Source organism: Mesorhizobium cantuariense (genome assembly GCF_042647205.1).
In the GTDB taxonomy this organism is placed as follows: domain Bacteria; phylum Pseudomonadota; class Alphaproteobacteria; order Rhizobiales; family Rhizobiaceae; genus Mesorhizobium; species Mesorhizobium cantuariense.
This window is the reverse complement of the sequence record NZ_JBHRVD010000001.1, coordinates 702,252-724,766: the sequence shown is the minus strand read 5'-3', so window position 1 is coordinate 724,766 and position 22,515 is coordinate 702,252. Positions and strand designations below refer to the sequence as shown.

The 22,515-nt window shown below is 62.1% G+C and carries 17 protein-coding genes and 6 pseudogenes; 10 read left to right on the top strand and 13 right to left on the bottom strand.

Features of this window, described 5'->3' with window-relative positions:
* Nucleotides 1–332: 332 nt before the first annotated feature.
* The gene (locus ACFOJ9_RS03445) at nucleotides 333–6,620 is read right to left on the bottom strand and encodes a shikimate kinase (protein WP_378976976.1); all 6,288 of its coding nucleotides are present in this window, start codon (nucleotides 6,618–6,620) and stop codon (nucleotides 333–335) included.
* A 270-nt stretch (nucleotides 6,621–6,890) separates the two neighbouring features.
* Here ACFOJ9_RS03445 and ACFOJ9_RS03440 point away from each other — a divergent pair, with 270 nt between their 5' ends.
* Nucleotides 6,891–7,898, top strand: coding sequence for a hypothetical protein (locus ACFOJ9_RS03440; protein ID WP_378976974.1), 1,008 nt, complete (start codon nucleotides 6,891–6,893; stop codon nucleotides 7,896–7,898).
* 394 nt (nucleotides 7,899–8,292) lie between these two features.
* Here the strand turns inward: ACFOJ9_RS03440 and ACFOJ9_RS03435 are convergent.
* Nucleotides 8,293–8,752: pseudogene (locus ACFOJ9_RS03435) on the bottom strand (IS110 family transposase); the annotation flags it as partial.
* Between the two features lie 230 nt (nucleotides 8,753–8,982).
* On the opposite strand from ACFOJ9_RS03435, the pseudogene ACFOJ9_RS03430 reads away from it, so the two are divergent.
* Nucleotides 8,983–9,213, top strand: a pseudogene (locus ACFOJ9_RS03430) (integrase core domain-containing protein); the annotation flags it as partial.
* Here the strand turns inward: ACFOJ9_RS03430 and ACFOJ9_RS03425 are convergent.
* Together ACFOJ9_RS03425 and ACFOJ9_RS03420 are read right to left on the bottom strand one after the other, a co-directional pair.
* Nucleotides 9,156–10,343 (bottom strand): IS110 family transposase, encoded by a 1,188-nt coding sequence (locus tag ACFOJ9_RS03425; RefSeq protein ID WP_245331278.1) that lies wholly within the window; start codon nucleotides 10,341–10,343, stop codon nucleotides 9,156–9,158. The pseudogene ACFOJ9_RS03430 and the gene ACFOJ9_RS03425 overlap by 58 nt on opposite strands.
* A 207-nt stretch (nucleotides 10,344–10,550) precedes the next feature.
* Complete coding sequence (locus tag ACFOJ9_RS03420; protein ID WP_095090258.1) at nucleotides 10,551–10,796, bottom strand: helix-turn-helix domain-containing protein; 246 nt, start codon at nucleotides 10,794–10,796, stop codon at nucleotides 10,551–10,553.
* A 120-nt stretch (nucleotides 10,797–10,916) separates the two neighbouring features.
* On the opposite strand from ACFOJ9_RS03420, the gene ACFOJ9_RS03415 reads away from it, so the two are divergent.
* Nucleotides 10,917–11,192: a DNA -binding domain-containing protein gene (locus tag ACFOJ9_RS03415; protein ID WP_095090259.1), complete on the top strand. Its 276-nt coding sequence runs from the start codon at nucleotides 10,917–10,919 to the stop codon at nucleotides 11,190–11,192.
* Nucleotides 11,193–11,222: 30 nt separating this feature from the next.
* Here ACFOJ9_RS03415 and ACFOJ9_RS03410 read toward each other — a convergent pair whose 3' ends face one another.
* The 5 genes and pseudogenes from ACFOJ9_RS03410 to ACFOJ9_RS03390 all read right to left on the bottom strand — a co-directional run bounded on the left by ACFOJ9_RS03410 (nucleotide 11,223) and on the right by ACFOJ9_RS03390 (nucleotide 13,951).
* Nucleotides 11,223–11,735 (bottom strand): DUF2285 domain-containing protein, encoded by a 513-nt coding sequence (locus ACFOJ9_RS03410; RefSeq protein ID WP_245331279.1) that lies wholly within the window; start codon nucleotides 11,733–11,735, stop codon nucleotides 11,223–11,225.
* A 40-nt stretch (nucleotides 11,736–11,775) separates the two neighbouring features.
* Complete coding sequence (locus tag ACFOJ9_RS03405) at nucleotides 11,776–12,030, bottom strand: transcriptional regulator domain-containing protein (RefSeq protein ID WP_143748885.1); 255 nt, start codon at nucleotides 12,028–12,030, stop codon at nucleotides 11,776–11,778.
* 31 nt (nucleotides 12,031–12,061) lie between these two features.
* Nucleotides 12,062–12,694: an acyl-homoserine-lactone synthase gene (locus tag ACFOJ9_RS03400; protein ID WP_378924216.1), complete on the bottom strand. Its 633-nt coding sequence runs from the start codon at nucleotides 12,692–12,694 to the stop codon at nucleotides 12,062–12,064.
* 90 nt (nucleotides 12,695–12,784) lie between these two features.
* Nucleotides 12,785–13,168: pseudogene (locus ACFOJ9_RS03395) on the bottom strand (helix-turn-helix transcriptional regulator); the annotation flags it as partial.
* 405 nt (nucleotides 13,169–13,573) lie between these two features.
* Entirely contained in the window at nucleotides 13,574–13,951 is a 378-nt protein-coding gene (locus ACFOJ9_RS03390; RefSeq protein ID WP_378988326.1) for a hypothetical protein, read from the bottom strand.
* Here ACFOJ9_RS03390 and ACFOJ9_RS03385 point away from each other — a divergent pair.
* The 4 genes from ACFOJ9_RS03385 to nadC all read left to right on the top strand — a co-directional run bounded on the left by ACFOJ9_RS03385 (nucleotide 13,853) and on the right by nadC (nucleotide 18,277).
* On the top strand, nucleotides 13,853–14,818 hold the full coding sequence (locus tag ACFOJ9_RS03385; protein ID WP_378924218.1) for an NUDIX hydrolase: 966 nt from the start codon (nucleotides 13,853–13,855) through the stop codon (nucleotides 14,816–14,818). The genes ACFOJ9_RS03390 and ACFOJ9_RS03385 overlap by 99 nt on opposite strands.
* Nucleotides 14,819–14,881: 63 nt before the next feature.
* The gene (gene nadA / locus ACFOJ9_RS03380) at nucleotides 14,882–15,856 is read left to right on the top strand and encodes a quinolinate synthase NadA (protein WP_095090264.1); all 975 of its coding nucleotides are present in this window, start codon (nucleotides 14,882–14,884) and stop codon (nucleotides 15,854–15,856) included.
* On the top strand, nucleotides 15,853–17,394 hold the full coding sequence (locus ACFOJ9_RS03375) for an L-aspartate oxidase (protein ID WP_378924220.1): 1,542 nt from the start codon (nucleotides 15,853–15,855) through the stop codon (nucleotides 17,392–17,394). Before nadA ends, ACFOJ9_RS03375 begins: the two co-directional genes overlap by 4 nt.
* Nucleotide 17,395: 1 nt before the next feature.
* Entirely contained in the window at nucleotides 17,396–18,277 is an 882-nt protein-coding gene (gene nadC / locus ACFOJ9_RS03370) for a carboxylating nicotinate-nucleotide diphosphorylase (protein ID WP_095090266.1), read from the top strand.
* Nucleotides 18,278–18,527: 250 nt separating this feature from the next.
* On the opposite strand, the gene ACFOJ9_RS03365 is transcribed toward nadC, so the two are convergent.
* Nucleotides 18,528–18,896 carry a hypothetical protein gene (locus ACFOJ9_RS03365; protein ID WP_378924222.1) on the bottom strand — a complete coding sequence of 123 codons (369 nt, stop codon included), beginning with the start codon at nucleotides 18,894–18,896 and terminating at the stop codon, nucleotides 18,528–18,530.
* Between ACFOJ9_RS03365 and ACFOJ9_RS03360 the strand changes: the two are divergent.
* Nucleotides 18,853–19,372 (top strand): annotated as a pseudogene (locus ACFOJ9_RS03360) (ISAzo13-like element transposase-related protein); the annotation flags it as partial. The gene ACFOJ9_RS03365 and the pseudogene ACFOJ9_RS03360 overlap by 44 nt on opposite strands.
* Before the next feature lie 97 nt (nucleotides 19,373–19,469).
* Nucleotides 19,470–19,568, top strand: a pseudogene (locus tag ACFOJ9_RS03355) (hypothetical protein); the annotation flags it as partial.
* 60 nt (nucleotides 19,569–19,628) lie between these two features.
* On the opposite strand, the pseudogene ACFOJ9_RS03350 reads toward ACFOJ9_RS03355, so the two are convergent.
* Nucleotides 19,629–19,992, bottom strand: a pseudogene (locus tag ACFOJ9_RS03350) (transposase); the annotation flags it as partial.
* Between the two features lie 342 nt (nucleotides 19,993–20,334).
* Between ACFOJ9_RS03350 and ACFOJ9_RS03345 the strand changes: the two are divergent.
* Nucleotides 20,335–20,496: a hypothetical protein gene (locus tag ACFOJ9_RS03345; RefSeq protein WP_378926217.1), complete on the top strand. Its 162-nt coding sequence runs from the start codon at nucleotides 20,335–20,337 to the stop codon at nucleotides 20,494–20,496.
* Here the strand turns inward: ACFOJ9_RS03345 and ACFOJ9_RS03340 are convergent.
* Both ACFOJ9_RS03340 and ACFOJ9_RS03335 read right to left on the bottom strand, forming a co-directional pair.
* A complete protein-coding gene (locus tag ACFOJ9_RS03340; RefSeq protein WP_378926219.1) occupies nucleotides 20,493–21,371 on the bottom strand; it encodes a toll/interleukin-1 receptor domain-containing protein in 879 nt (292 codons plus the stop codon). The genes ACFOJ9_RS03345 and ACFOJ9_RS03340 overlap by 4 nt on opposite strands.
* 218 nt (nucleotides 21,372–21,589) lie before the next feature.
* Nucleotides 21,590–22,510 carry a nucleotidyl transferase AbiEii/AbiGii toxin family protein gene (locus ACFOJ9_RS03335; RefSeq protein WP_378926221.1) on the bottom strand — a complete coding sequence of 307 codons (921 nt, stop codon included), beginning with the start codon at nucleotides 22,508–22,510 and terminating at the stop codon, nucleotides 21,590–21,592.
* Nucleotides 22,511–22,515 lie beyond the last annotated feature (5 nt).

Genomic DNA, 22,515 nt, shown 5'->3' with positions numbered 1-22,515 from the left:
CTTATCGAGCATTTCACCACGGAGTATTCTCGACAAAGCGGCGGAGTCACGGGAGAGATTACAAAATGCAAAGGCTAGATTAAATGATCGCGGAGAAGCTGGATGCCGACTACATCGAAGTTCATGGAGCAGCTGGGACAACGGGGCGAACCCGAGACGTCGTTCGGGTGTCGTCAGGCTCTCCGGTCTGGCTGAGCCTCAGCTTTCTTCATGGCGCAAATACTCCTGGGAGGGCTGCTTGGGTTCTCGCTCACTTTGTATGAAATACTGGGGCGAGCATGCTCCTGGGTTCTTATCCGCGTCGGGAGCGGGAAACTCATTAACGGGATTTATTAGACGCCCGGCTGAGCGGCGGCCGGCTCGGGACGCAGATAGGCGTGCAGCGCCCTGACGCATTCATCCATCTGCCTCTCATGCGACACATTGCGCGAAGCGATCGTGAGATGAGCATTTTGATAGATCGGCTCACGCTCAGCGATCTGTTGCGTGATAGTGCCGAGCAGGTCCGAGGCCTGCTGCAGCCGGCGACCGCGTCGTCTCCCGAGCCGTCGCATTATCAGGTCGGCATCGGCCTTGAGCCAGATCGAGACCGCCTTGTCCTGGATGAGCCCATGGGTCTGCTGATGGATGAAGGAACTGTCACCGGTCGCGAGCACTGCCGGTCCTTGCTTCAGCACACGCGCAATCACTCTCGCCTCAAGCTCCCTGAAATGCTCCTCGCCATGGGTTTCGCAAAGTTTTTTTATCGACATGCCGGCCTCTTTCCTGATCTCGGCATCGGAGTCGATGAATTTCAACCCCAACCCTTTTGCAAGCCGCTCGCCAATGGTGGATTTACCGACGCCCGACATGCCGACGAGCGCTATCGGCCGCACGCCGAGGGCCGGCGCAATCTGGCTTGCTTCCGGCGACCTGGCGATCTCGGACATTCTTGATTTTTCGCCAACTCGCATTCCAAATGCCGCAGCAGCGCTCCATCTAGGATCCTCTTCGGCTTTCCAGTTTGGTATGCTATGGGCGCCTTTGGGGATCGCAACCTCGGCACAGACCTCGATGGCGCGTTTCATCAGTTCCTCGGCCTTGGCTTGCGGAGCATCCCCGCTTGAATGCTGCTGCCGAAGCTTGCCAAGGATCTTATAAGTGTCGTGATTGGCCAGTTTGGCCCTGTAGCTGCCTGGCGTGTGAAACTCGACCTCGAAGCGATAGGCTTCGGGCGTGGCGAGCACTACCTTGATGCCCAAGAAATTTCGAGTCTGCTTACTGAACCAGTTGACCACGCTGACCTCGGTGTAGCCCCGGTCATCGAAGGCCAGCATGGCTTTCTTGAAAGCGTTTATAAAATGCTCGTCAGGGATTTCGAAGACATGGCGTACAGTATTGGTGAGGAGCTGTGGAGCGCTGCCGGGCGGGACGCTCATGCCGGTGAGTTCATCTGTTATGGAGGCATGCGATTTCAAGCGGCGCTCCAGATGGGGCATCTTCATCTGGAAGTCCGCTTTCCAGAGGCTTTCGGCGACGCCGAGCGCGGCCTCGGTGATTTTGCTCTCTTCGGCTCTAGCGCGGGCAGCCTCGATCTGGGCGCGCTCTGAAGCCTCCGCGCGGGTCAGCGCAATCATCATGTCGGCATCCTCGGCGGTGGGCCGGAGGCCAGAAGGTTTCGGCAGAATGCCTTGCTCCGCAGCGAATTTGATCGAGGCCTCCATGATGCCAGCGGCCAGCGTGGGGTTGTCTTTCAGATCATCCAAGGTCGCATCGACGTCAAACCTTCCCTGGGCGAGGGTCGCCGCAACGCCCTTGACATAGGGCACGGACTTCAAGCCCGGTGTCTGGTGGAGGAGCCGCTGAAGGTAGCTGCCCTTCTTGAAGAAAAGGTTGGCGCCAGTATCGGATTTATAGGCGTCGGTGCCGACCTTGATGCCGAGGCTCAGCAAGTTGGTTGCGCTTTGTACGAGGTCGTCCGGATTGTAACCATCTGGGCGAGAATCGATGCGAGCAGGATAGTGGTCGAGCAAAAGCTGGATGCGGTCTCGTGGCTGAGGCGTTGCCGGATAGGTCTCGGTCAGACCCGGGAAAAGCTCGCACAGCCTTGCGCTGAAGCTCGGGTTTGCGGCGTTCGCGCTTTCGATTGTTTCGGGCAGGAGTTGTCCACCCTGCTTGACTGCCCATGCCACAAGGTCGGAGACGAGCAACTCGGCCATTTCGCGGGCAACCGGATGTTTGGCGACCTCAATCTCGCGCCTCGCCCTCGCAAACGTGTTCTGGATATCCTGGCCACTCACCTCTTCCTGGTTCAACAGCTGACCGATATCTCGCCGGAGCTCCTTGTGAACGCCCTCATAGGTGCCAAAGACGGCACGCTCGGCAAACCAGCGTCGTGCTTCATGGGATTGAGCCAGAAAGCTTCGCTGCAGGCAGGTATAAGTTTCCAGAACATTCTGCGTGGCAGAGAGGATCTGGCGGGCGCGACTGAACTGGTAATCGTCGCCCTCAAGCGCCGGGGTATGGGACTTTGGCGGCTTCAGCGACGGAAGTCCCAGAGCTTGCTCCCGGTGATCGAACGCGCGCAAATGCTCATAAAGCTGCGGCCGGTCGCCGAGGATGATGACGGTGTCGCCGTCGAAGTCGCCGTCAAGTTTTTTCTGCTCACCGGTCGGGACAGCCACCAACGAGCCCGGGGCAAACACCTCGGTCGCCTGCAGGATGCCGAGGCAGTCGAGCGGCGTGTCCACCTTGACGCGGTCCTTGCTCGAGGTCCAGCTCGCATGGCATTTGACGTCCTCGGCAGACATCACCAGCCCACGGTCGGCGTAGGCGGCCGGCCACATCTTATCCGGGACAACGATCAGAATGCCTTTGGCAAAAAAGGTCGGATCGTTGGCCGCCAGTTCCCTCCCCGACTTCTGGGCGACGTTGAAGCTGTATTGGATGGCCGTGCAGTTGTCGAGAAACACAGCGGTCGGATCCCCCTCGAGGGCCGACTTGACTCCTTCTGGGGCAAACGGGCGCAGGTTGGGCTTGTCATAGGGCGAGCGCCCGATCAGCACGCCGCTCGTCCCCGTCAACGTCTCGCTCTTGAGCGTCGGCACATGGAGACACTCGTCGCTGGAGGGTATGGCAACCGCGCCAGGACCGTCGATATGTCCGCCAGTCACGGTTCGAAACAGCTCCTCGGCCGACAGCCTTTGCCCCTGTCGGCTCTCGAGCCAGGTCTTGGCCTTCTCTTGCGCCTCATCGGCCACCGACTCGCTGCGTGGATAATGTTGCAGCGCCGAGGCAGGCAGGGACGATCTGCGTCCCTCAGCAAAGGCAGGCACCCGATCAGGACCTTCCTGCCGGCGGGCGCGATGAACAGCCGGCATGCGGTTGGCCAGCGAGGCCTTGATGAAACCGCAGCCATCATGCGATCGCAAGGCGATCGGGCCTTCCGGCCCAGTTAGCTTGAAGGGATGTTCCTGGTTCGCAGGGCGATCCGGCAGCAGCGACAGTTTGAAGGCGCCCTCCAGCGCGTAGTCGTGAGGGCCCAGCCCCTTGATTGCTGGAGGCGCGGCAAAACCCCTGCGCTGCGTATAATAATATGCCTCCTTGAAAGGGGCCCAGGCGCGCAATAGCTGCTCGAACGCCGTGCCCGATGCGGTATCGGCATACGGAATGGCCAGCAGCTTTCCGCCAGGAGACATGGCTGCCGCGGCGTCCGGGGCGCGGGCGGCGAGCTGCGAGAGGGTCGGTTTCGGTGGTTTTAACTTGCTTCCGCCGAACAGGTCCATGCGGTATGGCACACCCTCGACGGTAACCGTACGCGCCAGCATGAAGGGGCTGGGCTTTCCTGGCAGCTGCACCGCGACGACTGGCAAAGCTCCCGAGGTCAGGCGATGAAAAATCGAATAGCGTGTCTCGGGCTCCGTGGCCACTGGCCGGCCCTGCATGTCCACCACCGGCAACTGCATCAGTCCCGCCTCACCTTGCGGCGGTCTGGGCTCGTGGTCCATTGCTCGCAACACCTGATGGACGTCGAACACCGACGCTGGATGTTGGGCCTGGACCGTCGCCACATTCTGCGCCATGAACGTGTCCAGCCCATCAAGCGGGGTCTCTGCAGCGATCTCCGCGATCAGGTTCCAACTCATGGTGGAAAGGTCGCCTTCGATGAGGCCGGCCGTTTTCTCCAAAATCTCCTTGGTCTTGAACTGCAGCTCTTCTTGCCTCACCCGCAAATCGGACTTCTTGCCCTCGACATACGGCCGGCGGAACAATGTCGCCAGAACCGTGCGGGTCTTGAGCACTTGATAGATCGACAAGGCGGGGCGACGGCTCGAGTACGGGCCACGGGTCCGCTCGCCATCGCCTGCTTTGAGATGCGCCTCAATCTTATGCTCGACGATCGGTTGAATGTCGTTCAGCAAATTCAGAGCCTGCCTCCGATGCCAGCGCAGGCTCTTGCGCGGGCTGCGCGCCAGCGGCAGCACGGCGAGGCAGAGATTGCCCATGGTTTCGAGGTTGTTCTCAGCGGCAAAACCAGGGGCACGATGCAATTCCGTAAGCCGATCCAACGCCGGCCGTGCGAGCAAACCGAGATCGTCAAACAATCGAGCCTTGGCCAGCGCCTTGAAAATCACGGCGATGTTCAGAACGTGGGTCTGCTCCAGACGATCACTGGCATAGTGAAGGTAGCGGGCCAGCTGGTGTAGCCGATCCTTCAGCAGAGCGGTCTCTATGATCTCTCCTGTGTCCTCTCCCCTGGTGACACTTCGCCCCAGAGCATTGGCCATCATGCCGAGCTCAAGTGTGGTGAACGTTCCGAATCGTTGGCCTCCGGAGCCCAGTTTGCGCACGATGTCCAGGACTGCCTGGTGGCACGCCGCTGCTTCCGGCCACTTGCTGAAGCCGTTCACAAGGTTCGCCAATCCCTGCGGACTAAAATCAGAGAGCCGGTTGTCACGGCGAAGCACCTCACCGGCGATCGCGACCGTGGCCTTGCTGCAGCCCGTCTCGTCCGGCCACTTGCTGAAACCGTTGACCAGGTTGGCCAGGTTCTGGGGAGTAAAATCAGAGATCAAGGCGCTTTCGGAGCGACGAAGGACCGCCTCGGCAATAGCGACTGTGGCCTCGCGACAGGCCCCTCCGTCCGGCCACTTGCTAAAACCGTTCGCCAGGTTTGCCACGTCCTGCGCATTAAAATCAGAGAGCTGGGCTTCGCGTTTGGCAAGGCGAGAGACCTCGCCGGCGATCGCGACTGTTGCCTCGCGGCAGTCCGGCGCTTCCGACCACTTGCTGAAACCGTTCACCAGGTTCGCCAGGTGCTGCGCAGTAACGTCAGAGAGCTGGGCTTCGCGTTTGGCAAAGCGAGAGACCTCGCCGGCGATCGCGATTGTGGCCTCGCGGCAGTGCGGCGCTTCCGGCCACTTGCTGAAACCGTTCGCCAGGTTTGCCACGTCCTGCGCATTAAAGTCAGAGAGCTGGGCTTCGCGTTTGGCAAGGCGAGAGACCTCGCCGGCGATCGTGACTGTGGCCTCGCGGCAGTCCGGCGCTTCCGGCCACTTGCTGAAACCGTTCACCAGATTCGCCAGCCCCTGCTGGGTAAAGTCAAAGAGCCGGACGTCGCGTTTGGCGCGGCGAGAGACCTCGCTGGCGATCGCGACTATGGCCTCGCGGCAGTGCGGCGCTTCCGGCCACTTGCTGAAACCGTTCACCAGGTTCGCCAGGTGCTGCGGAGTAACGTCAGAGAGCTGGGCTTCGCGTTTGGCAAAGCGAGAGACCTGGCTGGCGATCGCGACTGTGGCCTCGCGGCAGCCAGGCGCTTGCGGCCACTTGCTGAAACCATTCACCAGGTTCGCCAGGTCCTGCGGAGTAAAATCAGAGATCAAGGCGCCGCTTCCGGAGCGACGAAGGACCGCCTCGGCGATAGCGACTGTGGCCTTGCGACAGTCCGGTGCTTCCGGCCACTTGCTGAAACCGTTCACCAGGGTCGCCAGCCCCTGCTGAGTAAAGTCAAAGAGCCGGACGTCGCGTTTAGCGCGGCGAAGGACCTCACTGGCGATCGCCACTGTGGCTTCGCGGCAGTCCGGCACTTCCGCCCACTTACTGAAACCATTTACCAGGCACGTCAGATGCTCCTGCATAAAGTCAGAGAGCCCGACCTCGCTTTCGGCGCGGCGAAGGACCTCATCGGCGATCGCGGCTGTGGCCTTGCGACAGTCCGGTGCTTCCGGCCACTTGCTGAAACCATTGGCCAGCAACGAGAGATTTTGGCTGCCCAGCTCACCTAGTACGCCCCTTTGATCCTGACAAATTCGGGCGATTCTCATCGCTCCATCGCGACATTTCGTCGACAATGGGTCCCGACCGAATGATGATGCGAAGAGCGAAAGCGCTCTCGGTTCAATCTTCTTCATTAACGCGAGATCAAGCTGCGACAGCCGAGCTGCGACAGCCCTGCAAGCTTCTATCCCTGCCTGCCCTCCCGCATACCGGCTCACCGCATTGCACGTAGTGGCGTACCCCCATGATTGCCGGGCGTCGATATCTTCCTCCAAGCGCGGGACAAATTTGCGTTCAAAATCGACGGAGGCCTTTTGCATGAACGTTGCTTGATCCGGCATCCGCAGGCGCTTGGAATGCTTCACCACCTCTCTTGAGAACCCCCCGATGTCACGCGCGTTAGCAATTCCTCTTAGTGCTGCATGCAACTCGCCTGAATACTGTGGATCAGGTCGCTCAAAGCTGGCGTGGCTCTGCGCGGCTACGTCGTCTACGCGCCGCTTTCCAAGTCCAGGACCCAGGTCGCTTGCGGATTGCCTTGGCTGCGGAAGCGCGCCCGATTGCGAGCTCTCGGCCGCCTGATTACGCTGGCGCATGCTTGCTTGCGAGTCTCCGGCCGCCCGATCGCCGCGCCAATGCTCGCTATCAGAGCGCGAGGAGCCTTCTTCCCGATAGAGTGCGCCACGATCCTGTCGCTGAGGCGGGCGCTCAGCCCATTGCGAGCCCTCGGCCGCCCGATCGCCGCGCCAATGCTCGCCACCAGAGCGGGAGGAGCTTTCTTCCCGATAGGGTGCGCCACGATCCTGTCGCTGAGGCGGGCGCTCGCCCCTTTGCGAGCCCTCGGCCGCCCGATCGCCGCGCCAATGCTCGCTATCAGAGCGGGAAGAGCTTTCTTCCCGATTGAATGCGCCATGATCCTGTCGCTGAGGCGGGAGCTCGCCCCTTTGCGAGCCCTCGGCCGCCCGATCGCCGCGCCAATGCTCGCTATCAGAGCGCGAGGAGCCTTCTTCCCGATAGAGTGCGCGACGATCCTGTCGCTGGGGCGGGCGCTCGCGGCGCCAGGGTTCATCCCCGAAACGCGAGGGGCCTTCTTCCCGATTGAATGCGCCACGATCCTGTCGCTGAGGCGGGCGCTCGCCCCTTTGCGAGCCCTCGGCCGCCCGATCGTCGCGCCAATGCTCGCCACCAGAGCGGGAAGAGCTTTCTTCCCGATAGGGTGCGCCACGATCCTGTCGCTGGGGCGGGCGCTCGCGGCGCCAGGGTTCATCCCCGAAACGCGAGGGGCCTTCTTCCCGATTGAATGCGCCACGATCCTGTCGCTGAGGCGGGCGCTCGCCCCTTTGCGAGCCCTCGGCCGCCCGATCGTCGCGCCAATGCTCGCCACCAGAGCGGGAAGAGCTTTCTTCCCGATAGGGTGCGCCACGATCCTGTCGCTGGGGCGGGCGCTCGCGGCGCCAGGGTTCATCCCCGAAACGCGAGGGGCCTTCTTCCCGATTGAATGCGCCACGATCCTGTCGCTGAGGCGGGCGCTCGCCCCTTTGCGAGCCCTCCGCCACCTGATCGCCGCGCCAGGGTTCATCCTCGAAATGCGACCAGCCTTCCTCCCTATCCAACCCGCGCCGCCTCCCGCGTGCGCCAACTGATGGATGAGGAGACGCGTCCCGCAGGATATCACTGGTGCGGACGGGTCCGCCCTCTGGATTTTCATGGTCGGAACGCATCCGCTCCATGAGTGAATTGAACTGTTGGCCACCTTGTCCAGAGGCAGGACCGCGGGCCCCCCCTATGTCCTGCGCGCCCCCAGCTCTGACTTGCCCACTGTACAAGCCACCACGTCGACCAATACCCGTCATAGCCAACCCCGAGTGCAAATGAAAATACAATTGCGCACGGTCATTCCTGTCGCATTGCACGCTGAGGGTATCATCATACTCGTGGTATCTGACGGAAGCCTGACTAGACCTCATGTTGGACGAGTATCGCAATAACCTGGCGAGAGATTTATTGCTTTGCGCGGCAACCGCCACTGGCGCCTCACAGGTCGGCATGCGGGCAGGACGGGATGAGGTGGCTATGAAGGATCGACTGGATGACATTCTTCAACCGCGATCTTTGCCTGACGATCTGATTGCGCCGCGTCACTTGCCGGCGCAGCGCCTGTGTCGGCTCGTCCGGAATCCAGACTTCTGGCAGGAAGCCTGCTGTCGCCAGAACGCCGGCATCGATCGTATCCGTCTTGATCTTGGCATAGGCAATGATGCGCACCTGCTTCGGGTTTGCGATCACCACTTCTGTACGTGCGGCGCGACAACCGCGGCGGCCGAGGACGCGTTGGCAGTGGCCTCTATCACCACGATGTCGCTCGGCGCCAGCTTTGCGGCAAACGCCTCTAGCAGTCGCGCCGCATGTCGACACGGCCCAGCCGCCTGAGCCTGCCGTCCTCCCACGCCACCGCCTCGGCGAAGGCGCGGTGGATATCCAGTCCGATGATGCACATGCCTGTTGCCTCCTTTCTGGCTCGGTCAAGAACGGGAGCTGGCGGGCAACACGACATCTACTGATCCGCGCTCGCAGCGCATCCGGGAAAGTCGCGAGGGGCGGCCATGTAACGAGCTCGGGCTCTCAGCCAACGGTCTAAAGACGGCCTGCCCGCACCTTCGTGCTCCCGGTGCCCCAGGTCCCGGATGGGCTCACCATAAGGCCGTTCCAAACAAAGAAACAGCAGGACGAATAGGCACCGCAGATCACATACCGGATAACGGCCAGGTCGAAAGAATGAACCGGACTATCAAGGATGCCACCTACTACGAGAGCCACGATCAGCTTCGCCAGCACCTTGCAGACTTCGTCTCCGCCTACAACTTCGCTCGTAGGCTGAAGACCCTCAACGGCCTCACGCCTTACCAGTTCATCTGCGAAGCTTGGGCCACAGAACAACAACGCTTCAAGCTAAATCCGCTCCAGCAAAATGCCGGGACTAAACACAAGGCTATGAGCAACTTGCGGGCGAGCGCTACGATCATCTTCGTTTTGCGTGCGGCGGTCGGACCTTCCGTTCGCGCCCGGTACCATTGGGCCAGAGCGCTATCCTTCTGGAACCGCAGAAAGCGCCAAGCAAGCTGGATCAGGCCGCGACGGACGCGGGCGTTACCTGCCTTCGCCAGTCCCTTCTGGCGCCGCTTAGAGCCACTTTCGTCGGGCGCGCCGGTCAGGCCGGCATAGCGCGCCACAGCCCGCCGGTCGCGAAGATTGCGGGAGAGCACCTCCTGAACCAGCATGTCTGCTGTCTCGATGCCGATGCCGATAATGCTGGCGATGAGACGCACCATCGCGTGCGGCCCCGCCGCCGGCTCCTGTTCGAGACGCGCAAGGCGGGCCTTCTCGATCGCTTTGATTTGCTCGCAGACCATGGCGAGCCGGGCCATGTCGCGCCGGAGTTCATCGATCGTATTGGGTAGCAGTGGCAGACCGTCCGGTGTCCGCAGCCCGTCAAGGCGCTGTACTGCCTTTCGCAATTTGGGATTGAAGCTGCGGATCCCGAGCCACGCCAGGATCGCCTTCATGCGGTTGATGATCCGCGTGCGCTCGCTGACCAGACTTTCCCGCTCACGGCTTGGACGCCTGGCATCCTCTTCCTCGAGCGTCGGAACTGCGACCATCCCGCAATGCCCACGCTCGCCGCGTAGCCAGCCCAGGAAGACGCGCATCAGCATCGCCGTGTCCAACCGATCGGTCTTCGCCCGACGATGTTCGCGCGACACCGCGACGCTAGTCGAATGGACGACGTGCACCTCGATGCCGCGCCTCTCCAGCCACCGCGCCAGCCAGAACCCATCGCGCCCGGCCTCGAAGGCCAGCGCAATCCGTTCGATTGCATTGCCCACCTTGACCGCCTCGTCACGCCACCGCTCCACCAGCCGCAGCAAAGCAATAGGATCAGGCTCCAACTTTTTCAGAGGCAAGCGTTCAATGCCGGGAACCTGTCCCGCCGCCAACCAACTCGATTCACTCATTTCAACAACGACGATTACGCTGCTATTTTGATCAAACGGGACGAGCGAACGGCTCAGATCGTCAACCTGGGTCAAACTCAGCGCGCGCGCAGCCAGTTCCTCTTGCGTCAGGTCCTGCTCATGGCCGCGAGGGGAAGGTGGGCGGCCGAGACCGCCCGGAGCCGGCAAAGCAGATCGGGCTCGGTCCATCGCGAAGCAGATCCTGCGGTCTCGGCCCGCCGGACGCCTTGTTGAAGGATTCGACTTGAGGACGTTTCTCGCTGAAGCTCCCCTTATCGTGACCTATCGGTGGCGAGAACGAGGAACCTGTGCCAGCAGCTGGCAGGGATCGACCTCCAGAATCTCCGCTAGTTCTAAAAACTCAATGACGTCCAAACGACGTTCACCGCCCTCATACTTTGCGACGAAGGACTGTGGGCGGCCCAGCGCCTGCGCAACCTGGAGCTGGGTCAGGCCCTTGTTCTTTCGCGCCGCAATCAGCTGTTTCAGCATCTGGCGCTGGCGAGATGATCGAAGGGATTTCGGCATTTTGCGAACCGGCCATGAAGGAACCGGCTCGCCGACTAATCCCAGTTTCGGAGTATCCCATTTTAGGATATTGACCGGGCGTCAGGGCGGACGCGCGATCGTACAAACCGAGAGAGAGAATTGGGAAACAGATCGCGCCTCGAGCCTAATGAACCCGTTATCGACGAAGTCCCCTGGTCGGACAGTCTCACGGCCTACGACAGGGAGCATTTCACGATCTACATGCGGCTGCTGGACGCATCGGCCGACAACGCAAGCAAGGAAGAGATGGCGCAAGTCATTCTCGGCCTCGATCCGGTATGCGAACCGGAGCGAGCCCTAAAGTCGCTTGACAGTCATCTGCGACGTGCAAACTGGATGGTGAGGACGGGCTACAAGGCAATGTTCGGCAGCTGACCATTTGCTCGGGTGCGCCACACCGCATTTTCAAGTGAGCAGGTCCTTGTATCCATCGTTCATGAGGGCATGGCCGCGGCGTATGGCGCGACGGATCAGGTCGCGCAGATGATCGCGCGGATCTGCCCAATCGGCCCTGACGCGCGCTTGGCCAAGCAGGGCTTCGGCGATGACCCGGTGCGTTGCCCCCGACAGCGACCCATCGAGCGCACGAAGGACGAAGCGGAGACGTCGGCCACGCGCCTCCGCACGAAACAGGGTATTCGGCAGCCGTCCGCGCATCGCCAGGCTGTTGAGGCATTCAAGTGCCCATAGCCGATGCTTCGCCTGCCCGGCCGGCCAGATCGCGTCGACCTGCAGGCGCACGCGCTGAGCGACTGTCGCACCTGAAACCGCGAGCTGAAGATGTCGCTCAGCAGGGCGCAACAGAACGTGCTGGCGGCCGTTGCCTGCCAAAAGCACCGTGGCACGACATGGCGGCGCCGTCAGATCGAAAGCGGGCGGCGCGGCCGAGGAAGATGCCGGTTCGGCGGTGATCGGCAAGACGTAGGGACATTGGCGTGGACACCAGAATACACGCGCATCAGGCCGCAAGGAGTCCGCGAAACAAAACGCCCCACCGCGTCAGGTCGGCGCGCGACGCGATGATGTCGAGCGACCTTGGACTGCCCAGCCATTCGGCCCCCTCCAGTGCCTTGGCCAGATCGTTGCGGAATGCCGGATTGCGCCGCAAGAACTCCCAGGCCCACTCTCGCCGCGTCAGACGAAACGTATGCTGGTACGCCCTATCATCGCACCAGTCCGGCCAGTCGGCTCCGGTGTCCTCCACCGACCTCATGGACAAGCCCCACGGACAAACCGACCAGGCATCACATCGCGCCGCAGGCTATTGGCGCCCACAGAACCGGCCCATGGAAACCGCCATTGCGCCGAACGGAACCAAGCGTCTCGGCCGAGACGTCGAGATATCCGGCCACCGCGCGGGTTAGGCCGATCGCGTGCGGTTCGCCGATCCGCTCAAGCGGCCAGCCGGCGCGGCGCAGGATGCGCTCCATGCGCAGATCGGTGACCGTGACAATTCGCTCGAGACTGCATGACAGGCCGAATTCGATGATGCCGGCGAAGAGTTCGTAGGTGGCGACAGCCACGCCGCCGGCGCCCTTGGGGGTCGATGGCTGAAGATCGAGGGCAAAGCGGCTGCTTTCCCAGATATCCGGCTCGCTGGGCGCTGCCTTGCCTTCCAACAGCTCGGCAAAAGTGTTGCCCAGCATGGTGGGTCCGGTCGACGGAAGCAGCCGCGCGCATCCCTCGACAGCACCGCCGAAACCGCGCAAAAGGAGATAGTTCGGTTTCAAGGAATCGAAGCAATCGATCTCGTAGCGGCCGTTCGTCGGCACCTGCCAGTCCAGCCGCTCCTTGAAGACGCGGTAACGCAAGCGGTGCATTTCATGAAGTTCGTCGACAAAGTCGCCATAGCAATCGGGTGTAACAAGCTGAATCACGCTGGGCCTCCTTAAAGGGATCACCCTGGCATTGGAGGCGAACCTTCGGCACGAAGCATCCTGTGCAACTGTACAGGGTAAAGCTGCTTGTCAGAAAAGATCGTTGTTGGAAGCCGAAAGCTGCATCACGGCTTGCATGACTGTGCGCACGCCGAGCTTCTTCCTGGCATTGTCCAGATGATACGCGGCTGAACGGCGCTTGACGCCCAGGATACGGCCGGTCTCCCACGCTGACTTGCGGCGCGCCGCCCATTGCATGCACTCATATTCCCGCAGCGTCAGCGCAATACCACTTATCACTCGATCGGTAACAAGCTTGCGACGAATGTGAATATGGAAACAGGTCGCCATGAGTTGAAGCGCCTGTTCATAGCGCTCGGCGGCGAGCAGGAACGAGCGATTGGGTTCGTCAGCGGCAAAGGTCACGGCCGCGACACCGCCCCGGCGTTCGACAATCGCAATGGTCACACCGCAGCGGTCGGCTGTTCGGGAGCTGGTGGTTGAGGCGAAGCGAACCGTCCGGGTCGGCGCGCGGAAAGCGACCAGAGCGCGTTGACCAACGTCAAGCCGGCATCGCCGTGATCGCAGTTTTCCGCGCACCGAGCAAGCGGATGGGCCATCGGCTCGCCAGCGCTCGAGCTGGACGGCCGCGCAGCCGGTCCCCGCCATCAGCCGGGCAGCATTATGGAAAGCATGCTTGGCACCTCGTGCTGGGGGTCGAAAGGCAAGTCGACTGCCGTCAGTGCTCGTTTTTAGCCTGCTCCCGGCGCCAGGCATGCATGATCATCATGTTACGGCGTAACGCCGAGGGTGGCTGGCGGGCCAAGCAGCACGATGCCGACGCTGTCACCGACAAGAACGATGTCTCGCGGCGCGCAATCAACCAGCTTCGCGCTCGCCCTGCCCGCAGGCCAACCAGTGGCGTTCCGCGCCTGCGGGAACGAATATCCGGAGGTGTGATGGCATTGCGTCCCGACCGCGCTCGAAGGTGCCTTCCCTCACGTTACCGCCGGCCGGTGTCGTGTTTGAAGCCCATTGGTGCAGCTGGGAAGAGCTAAAATCACGCAATTGGTGGTGTTGACGCTCCGGCAGGCACGATAAAGATTGATTAAATCGATTGAGTTCCTTCGCGGCGGGGTTGCGACCATTTTGGGGAACATGGACGCAAAAGACACCAGAAAAGCCCGCGCCGGACGCAAGGCCAACGACGTCAAGGCGGATCTGATCGCTGTCGTGGTCGCGGTCACCGATGGGCACCCTTCCGTTCTCACCATCGGGCAGGCCAATGCACTTCCGTCGGACCCGTTCGAGTTCGATCACCGCTCGCTGCAATCGGGCCTTCGGGCATGGGTCGAACAGCAAACCGGTCAGCCGCTTGGTTACATCGAGCAGCTCTACACATTCGCCGACCGCGACAGGATCGGCGCCGAAAACCCGCAACGTGTGATTTCGATCAGCTATCTCGCACTCACCCGGCAAGAATATGCCAGAGACTCGGCCAAGCCCTGCTGGGGGAGCTGGTACGATTACTTCCCGTGGGAGGACCATCGCTCCGGCACGCCGCCGGTGGTGCTGGATGTTCTGCGCCCCCGTCTGATCGAATGGGCGCAAGGCGCGCCAGAGGTCGAGGCGCGTCGCGAGCGCCAGCGGCGGGCAGCAGTCGCTTTCGGCTTCGACGATCTGGGCTGGAACGAGGAGCTCGTTCTTCAACGCTATGAGCTGCTCTATGAGGCTGCGTTGATTGAAGAGGCGGCTCGCGGCGGGCAGCATGCGGGTGCCCTCGCCCCGATGCCGGGCAGATCGATGGTCGCCGATCATCGCCGCATCCTGGCAACAGGTATTGCGCGGTTGCGCTCCAAAATCAAATACAGGCCCGTCGTGTTCGAGCTGATGGCGCCGGTTTTCACGCTTCTACAGCTGCAGCGAACCGTGGAGGCGCTCGCCGGCAGGCTCGTTAACAAGCCGAATTTCCGCCGCCTGATCGAGCAGCAGGAGCTAGTCGAGGAAACAGGCGAGACCACCACGGAAACCGGCGGGCGGCCCGCCAAGCTTTATCGCTTCCGTCATGCCATTCTCGACGAGACGGTCATAGCTGGGACAAAATTGCCGCTGGCGCGGTCTTGACATCCTTATAGTCGGTGTAGAAATATCCCCTTATAACCAGATTGACTATAATTGGAGGCGCCGATGACGCGGGCGTTACCTACGGCCACCTCCCTATACGATCGCGTCAGCCGCGTGATTCCGTCAATCGAATGGTCGGCCTTCAGCGACGACATCGACGCAATCCTGGGGCTGAAGCGCCAACGCAACGCCGTCATCCTGGCCCACAACTATCAGACGCCGGAGATCTTTCATTGCGTGGCCGACATCGTCGGCGACAGCCTGGCTCTCGCCCGCAAGGCAATGACGGTCGAGGCGCAAGTCATCGTGCTCGCAGGCGTGCATTTCATGGCTGAGACGGCCAAGCTGCTCAATCCCGACAAGACAGTACTCATCCCGGATCTCGGCGCCGGCTGCTCGCTGGCCGACTCGATCACGGCATGGGACGTGCGGTTGATGCGTGAGCGTTATCCGGGAGTTCCGGTTGTCACCTATGTAAATACGTCCGCCGCCGTGAAGGCTGAGTCCGACATTTGCTGCACCTCGGGGAATGCGCTGGCGGTGGTGAAGTCGCTCGGCGCGCCTCGCGTGATCATGTTGCCCGACGAATATCTGGCGAGAAACATCGCCGCGCAGACAAAAGTCGAGATCATTGCCTGGAAGGGACGGTGCGAGGTGCATGAGCGCTTCGCAGCGTCCGACATTCAAGAGCTGCGCGAGGCCTATCCCGGCGTAACGGTGCTTGCTCACCCTGAATGTCCACCGGAGGTCGTGGCGGAGGCAGACTTCGCTGGCTCGACGGCGGCGATGTCGGACTACGTCGGACAGCACAAGCCAGCGCGTGTGATGCTCATGACGGAGTGCTCGATGAGTGACAACATTGCCGTCGAACATCCGGAAATCGAGTTTGTACGCCCCTGCAACCTGTGCCCGCACATGAAGCGCATCACGCTCGCCAACATCCGCAGCGCGCTCGAAGAAAACCGTCACGTCGTCACGATCGATCCCCATGTTGCTGAGCGGGCCCGTTGGGCTGTGGAGCGCATGCTCTTCGTATGACGCAAGAGATGCGTGACATTGGCGGGGCGCCAGTAATCATCGGCGCGGGCGTTGCCGGCCTGGTGACGGCGCTTCATCTGGCGCCGCAACCAGTCGTCCTTCTCTCCACGACCCCGCTTGGAACGGACGCCTCCAGCACGCTGGCCCAGGGCGGGCTCGCGGCGAGCGTCGGCGAAGACGACAGCCCCGAACTGCACCTCACCGATACGCTTGCCGCCGGCGATGGGCTTTGCGACGAAACGATGGCCAGGCGGGTGGTCGAGGCCCTACCTAACGCAATCGACCATCTCATTCGTCTGGGTGCTCCTTTCAACCGTGCGTTGGATGGGAAACTGCGGCTCGGCCTCGAGGCGGCGCATTCGCGCCGCCGGATCGTGCACGCCGCCGGCGACGCCACCGGCCGCGAGTTGTTCCGCACGCTCCTCGCCGCGATCCGGCGGACACGTTCGATCACGATCCTGGAAGGCGTGACAGCCCTTCGCCTCGTGGTTGCGGAGGGCGGCATTGTGGGCGTGTTGGCGGCCCGACATAGCGGTACCTTCGCACTGCCGACGCGACGCGTGGTGCTTGCGACCGGCGGCATCGGCGGCCTATTCAACGATACAACGAACCCACTTGGCTCATTCGGGCATGGTCTGGCGCTGGCTGCCTGCGCAGGCGCCGAGCTTGCCGATCTTGAATTCGTGCAGTTCCATCCGACCGCCCTCGACAGCCCCCGCCGACCAATGCCGCTTGTAAGCGAAGCCGTACGCGGCGAAGGTGCAGTGCTCGTCGACGAACACGGTCAGCGCTTCCTTGCCAATACGCCCGGCGCCGAGCTCGCCTCGCGTGACGTGGTCGCGCGGGCCATCTCCTGTCAGCTCACCGTGGGACGTCGTGTCTATCTCGACGCCCGGCAATGCCTCGGCCAGAAATTCGCCAGACGCTTTCCGGCGATCGACGCGGCTTGCCGGCAGGCCGGCATCGATCCCGCCATCGAGCCGATCCCGGTACGCCCGGCCGCGCACTATCACATGGGTGGCGTGGCCGTTGACGCTGAAGGGCGCAGTTCCGTCTCCGGCCTGTGGGCATGCGGCGAAGTTGCATGCACCGGGCTGCACGGCGCCAACCGGCTGGCCAGCAACTCGCTTGCCGAGGCGGTCGCAACAGCCGCGTGGGTAGCGGCAAGCGTCGGTGGCACTTGCGCCGGCTGGCAGTGGCCCAGGCTTCCTTCAGCCGGTCCCTTGCGACCTGACCCTTCACCCCTACGCCAAGTCGTCTCGAATGCGCTTGGTATCATCCGCAATGGCAAGGGGCTACGCCAGGCCGTGGCGGCTCTGCTGCCGATCGCCGTTGGCGAGACGGCGGCGGCCGACCCGGGACTAGTGGCGATGTTGATCTCGATTGCGGCGCTTCGACGTGAGGAGAGCCGCGGCTCGCACCACCGATCCGATTTCCCCGGGCGCGGTGCTGCCGCCCTCCCCTCGCGACTGACGCTCTGCACAGCCTTTGAGAATGCCGTCGCGCTCAGCTGGCAAGCATCCGAACGGAGCTGTTGATATGACTTCACTTGCACCGCTTCCCCAGATCATCATGGAACCCATCGTGCGCAGTGCCCTCCTGGAAGATCTGGGCAGAGCTGGCGACATTACGAGCGACGCAATCATCCCAGCCGATTGCAAGGCGACGTTTGCGTTGAATGCCAGGCAGGCTGGCGTTGTTGCCGGGCTCGATCTGGTCATGTTTGCCTTCCTACTGGTCGATCCTGGGATCAGCATACAGTTGCGGTGTCCCGAGGGTGGCAAAGTGTCGGCCGGAGAAACCATCGCGATGGTAAACGGGCCGGCGCGCAGCCTGCTAACGGCCGAGCGGACGGCGCTCAATTTCCTCTCCAGGCTGAGCGGCATTGCGACGGCTACCGCCGCGCTGGTGGATGCGGTACGCGGTCATAACGCAAAGATCGTGTGCACACGAAAGACGACACCCGGCCTACGTGCTCTGGAAAAATATGCGGTGCGCGCTGGCGGCGGCGCCAATCACCGCTTCGCACTCGACGACGCCGTGCTCATCAAGGACAACCACATCGCCGTTGCCGGCGACATCCGCACCGCAATCGAGCGCGCGCGCGGCGCGATTGGCCACATGGTGAAGATCGAGGTCGAGGTCGACACGCTTGACCAACTCGAGATGGCGCTTCAGGCGAGCGTCGACGCCGTACTGCTCGATAACATGTCCCTCGAGGATCTTGGCCAGGCCGTGGCGATGGTCGGCGGCCGGGCTATCACCGAGGCGTCGGGTCGGGTGACACCGAAAACGGCTTCGGCAATTGCGGCGACCGGCGTCGACCTTATCTCGGTCGGCTGGCTTACCCACAGCGCTCCCATCCTCGACATTGGCCTGGACATGCCAGCCAACCGGAATTGTAGCAGGCATCTGAACTGAGGGAGAGGACATGAACCGGAACCGCAGGAACTCCTTTGGCCGCAGACTAACTTGCGCCAGCACGTCCCCAGTTCCACCGACCGTCGACGCAAGCCTGCTAGCTGCACGACCACACAGTTAAACCGGCGAGGCGGGAGTGACGGGCCAGGAGCAAACAAAAGACTGCGTGGACGTACTTGGCTCTATCATATGCCGGCTCGACGAACTGCGCCAGATGGCGGCCTCCCACGGGCTGGAAACACTCAGTTTTCTACTGGACGTCGCCTTCACCGAATCCTGTGACGCGATTAGAAGGGAGCGTTCCTCCGCTCAAGGCGAAACAATGGATGCAGCGGTCCGCGCTGACGACGTGAGTTGAGCCATTGCCGGCAGCAGCTGGGGTCTTCTGTTTTGAACGAAACCGGTAATCGCCTTTCCACACGAGTACTTCTGGCTGGGCCAAGGGGATAGGTTTGTCGATCGGCAAGGCGGCGGCCCGCGGCCGCTGAGCGAGCGTGATGTGACGTTGCTCGCCGACCTCGCGCGCCTCGTCGAGCCCCGCGACGCAGGGCGATCCGGAGCGTCCGCTGCTGTGGGTGTCGAAGAGCCGCGACAAGCTGGCGTCGGCGCTCGTTGACATGGGCCACGCGATCAGCCCCAACAGCGTGCGCAAACTGCTCACCGAGCTCGGTTTCTCGCGCCAGTCCAACCGCAAGGCGGAAGAAGGCTCCAAGCATCCCCACTGCAACGCCCAGTTCGAGCACATCAACGCCAAGGTCATCGCGGCGCAAGCGGCGGGCCAGCCCGTCATCTCGGTCGAAACCAAGAAGAATGAGCTCGTCGGCAACTTCAAGAATGGCGGAACCGATTATCGCCCGAAAGGCGACCCGCACCGCGTGAACGTGCACGACTTCGAGGACAAGAAGCTCGGCAAGGACGACGTGAGCGCCAACGCCGGCTTCGTCAGCGTCGGGCTCACGAGCGATATGGCCGAGTTCGCCGTGCAGTCGATCCGTTGCTGGCTCGAACGGTGCGCGCGTGCGGCTCTGGAACGTCGGGCTGCAAAGGCTTGCCGACGAGACGGGGCTGGTGATCCGCGTCCACCTCTATCCGCCGGGCACATCGAAGTGGAACAAGGTCGAGCATCGGCTGTTTGCTGTTCTGCCACATCACGCAGAACTGGCGCGGCCGGCCACTCACGGATCGCATAGCAGTGGTCGAACTGATCGGCGCCACCTCGACAAAGGCCGGTCTCAAAGTCGAGAGCGCACTCAACACGCGCAGCTACCAGAAGGGTGTCAAGGTCAGCAATGCCGAGATGAAGCGCCTCGACATCACAAGCGATCAGTTCCATCCTGAATGGAACTACTCAGGCCAGCTTCAGCACCTTCGCCTGACGCACCACAGGCAGAGTGTGGTCGCGGTCGATCATCGCTTTGCGCTCAGCAGGCCGGCCTTGCTGAGCGCGCCGGACAAAGAATCATTCTCCAGCGCCAGCTCACCGATCTTGGCGTGCAACGCCTTCAAATCGACCGGCGCCTCGCTCGAACCCGCCTTGTCCTGCCCGAACACGCCCGCGGCGCCTTCGAGCAATTGGGTCTTCCAGGTCGTAATCTGGTTCGGGTGAACGTCGAACTGCTGCGCCAGCTCCGAAAGCGTCTTCTCCCCCTTTACCGCGGCCAACGCCACCTTCGCCTTGAATGCCGGTGATGCGTCCGGCGGCTTCTCTTCGTCATCTCAACTCCGGATTCCCGGCGAGAATCCTCGCCAATCTCAGGCAGAAAATCCACTTATGCCACTGTCCGATTTTGCGGAGCCAGCTCTGTCCCCACGGCCCCGGCCATCGAACTCGTCGCGATGATGATGCGCTGGGGTCGGCATCTCAAGCAGTGGAAGGCCACGACGCTGGCCGACTTCGCGCGCGTGTCCCTGTCCACATTCGAACGTGTCGAACGCGGTGACAAGGTCAGCGACGAGGCGCTCGATCGGATTGCGCAGGCGATCGGATCGCGGGCGGCGCGATCTCTACAACGACATTCTGAAGTGCGTGGCCGAGCTCGAGCGTCGCGGGCTCCGTATTGTCGGTCGTCATGCAGGCGCCGCAGCCGGGACTGTCGGGCTGGAAGGTGGCCATTATCTCGGCGACGCCGCGGCTCACCGATCCCGGCGCGCCCAAGCGCCGCCATGTCCTAGTCGACCGCTGCTGCGTCGCGCTGCCGGCAACCGCGCTGGACGGCTAGGCAATGAGGGCCGCGCGTTCGGCGATGAACTGGGCGATCTGGGCGGGCGAAAAGCGGCGCGCATCGACATAGCCGTCGGTGCGGAACACGCCGTCGACGGCGCCGTCGTCGACGCGCACGAACATGACGCGCTGATCCTCGCGCGCCATGATGATCTCGCGGATGGCCCTGAACTCGACGCCGCACCAATCCTTGCGCTGATAGTCCTCACCGAGGAAGACGACGATCAGTTTGGACCGGTTGCGGTAGATGTCCTGGAGCAGGGTGTCGAGCGAGGGCCGCGCGAGCTGGGACACGTAATTGTTGTCGTAGAAATAGGCGTTGGGGCCGATGCGCGCCTCAAGCTCGCGGGCGACCTCTTCGACCAGCCGACGCGCCTCACCGGGGAAGGAGAGGCCGACATCGAAATTGTGCCGGGTAATGTCCACGGCCCGCCCTGCCTGCCGGGTCCATGACGGCAGCATGATGCCGCGTGCGGCGTGCAGTTCCTTGGGCAGGTTCACGTCCTTGACTGCCCAATGGGTGCGGTTCATTTCCCAGTTGCCGATGTCCAGCTCAAAACTAAGGGAATCGAAATCGGCCGCCGCGAGGAACGGATCGACCGGGATGATCTCGTATTCGATCCGCACCTGGCCGCGGCGCACGGTGACCTCGCGAATGAGGCCAAATTTCGGGTCGAGCTTACAGCCAGCCTCGTAGGCGAAGATAGAGGGCAGGCGCTTCAGCTCCTTCAGCGCCACTTGGTCGAGCGAGCCATACTGATCGGCGATCTGCTCGTCCGTATATTCATGGTGGCGGACGCAGCGGCTGGCATCAAGCACACAGGGATCGCCTTTCCACTGGTCTGACCATCCCGAGACAAAAAGATTGTACATAGCTTGCTTTCCAGGTGATGTCTTCGAGTCAGGGCAGAAGCCTCGTGAGGAAGGCCGCGAGCGCAGATTCCACGCTAGCAGGATCTTCGTCTTCGGTTTTCCATATTGCGGCTAACAGGCGACGCTCCAGGCCTGATGAGCTCGTTGGCAGCGATGATCGTGTCGGCTGAATGGTTTCTCGCGCACAGTCAGTTTGGAGTTCTCGGCAAATCGTGCGCCTACCTGTTGATGGTCCCCTGGAATTTCTCAATTCTGGAAAGAATGTCGTCGAATGACGGCGAGGTGTCATCGAACATCATCGGCGCCATTGCCCGATAATCCGCTCTGAGACGGTTGATCCGGGCTTCGCTTGGCATCAGCCGCAAAGTGCCTGGGCGCGCCGTATCGTAATTGGCCCAGCCCGAGCGAAAGAATGTCGCCTTCTGCTTTGCCACGGTTGCCAGCAGCTCGAGATCAGCGGCGGCAGCCTTGCCCTCGTCGGAGTCGAGCATCATGGCGAGGTCATAGTAGTGGCGCGAGAAATATTGCGGGGTCGCCCACTCTGCCGGACGATGGGCTTCCGCGTGCAAGGCAGTGGCTTTTTCCCAGAAGGTGCGCCATCCAGACAGGACCGTGACGGTCGTATCCGGATGTTCGAAGAAATCGGGAAAATCGTCGGCCGCGTAGGGGCGAATGACCTTCTTCTCGGCGGGCCATGGATCGCCGCGGGCGCCGAGCTCAAGCTTAACCCGTGGCGTGATGTACGCCATGCCTTGATACTCGGCCGTCGGAAGCACTACTGGGTAGTGGAAGTTCAGTGTCTGCGCGTCGGCTTCATCGATCGCTAACGACCACTCGTCGTGCTGCGGTTCGCCGAGTTCTTGGACGATCGCGGAACGAAGGGCAAGAAGCAGCTTGTCGGCTATATGCTTCTCAACATCTCCCACCAGGTCGTCGATGAGTTGACCTGATTTCTTCCGGCTGATGCCCTCCTTTTCTGGATCGCGATCACCTGTGTAGCCGAGATCGGCCCGGTCGAAGGACAAATCGATGTCCTCGGAGAAACGGCGGATGATGCCAAAGGCCTTGGACAGGGACGTTCCGCCTTTGAAGACTAGGCTGGCTGCGGCGTCCTCCGGAAGACCGAACAATCGTTTCAAGGTCC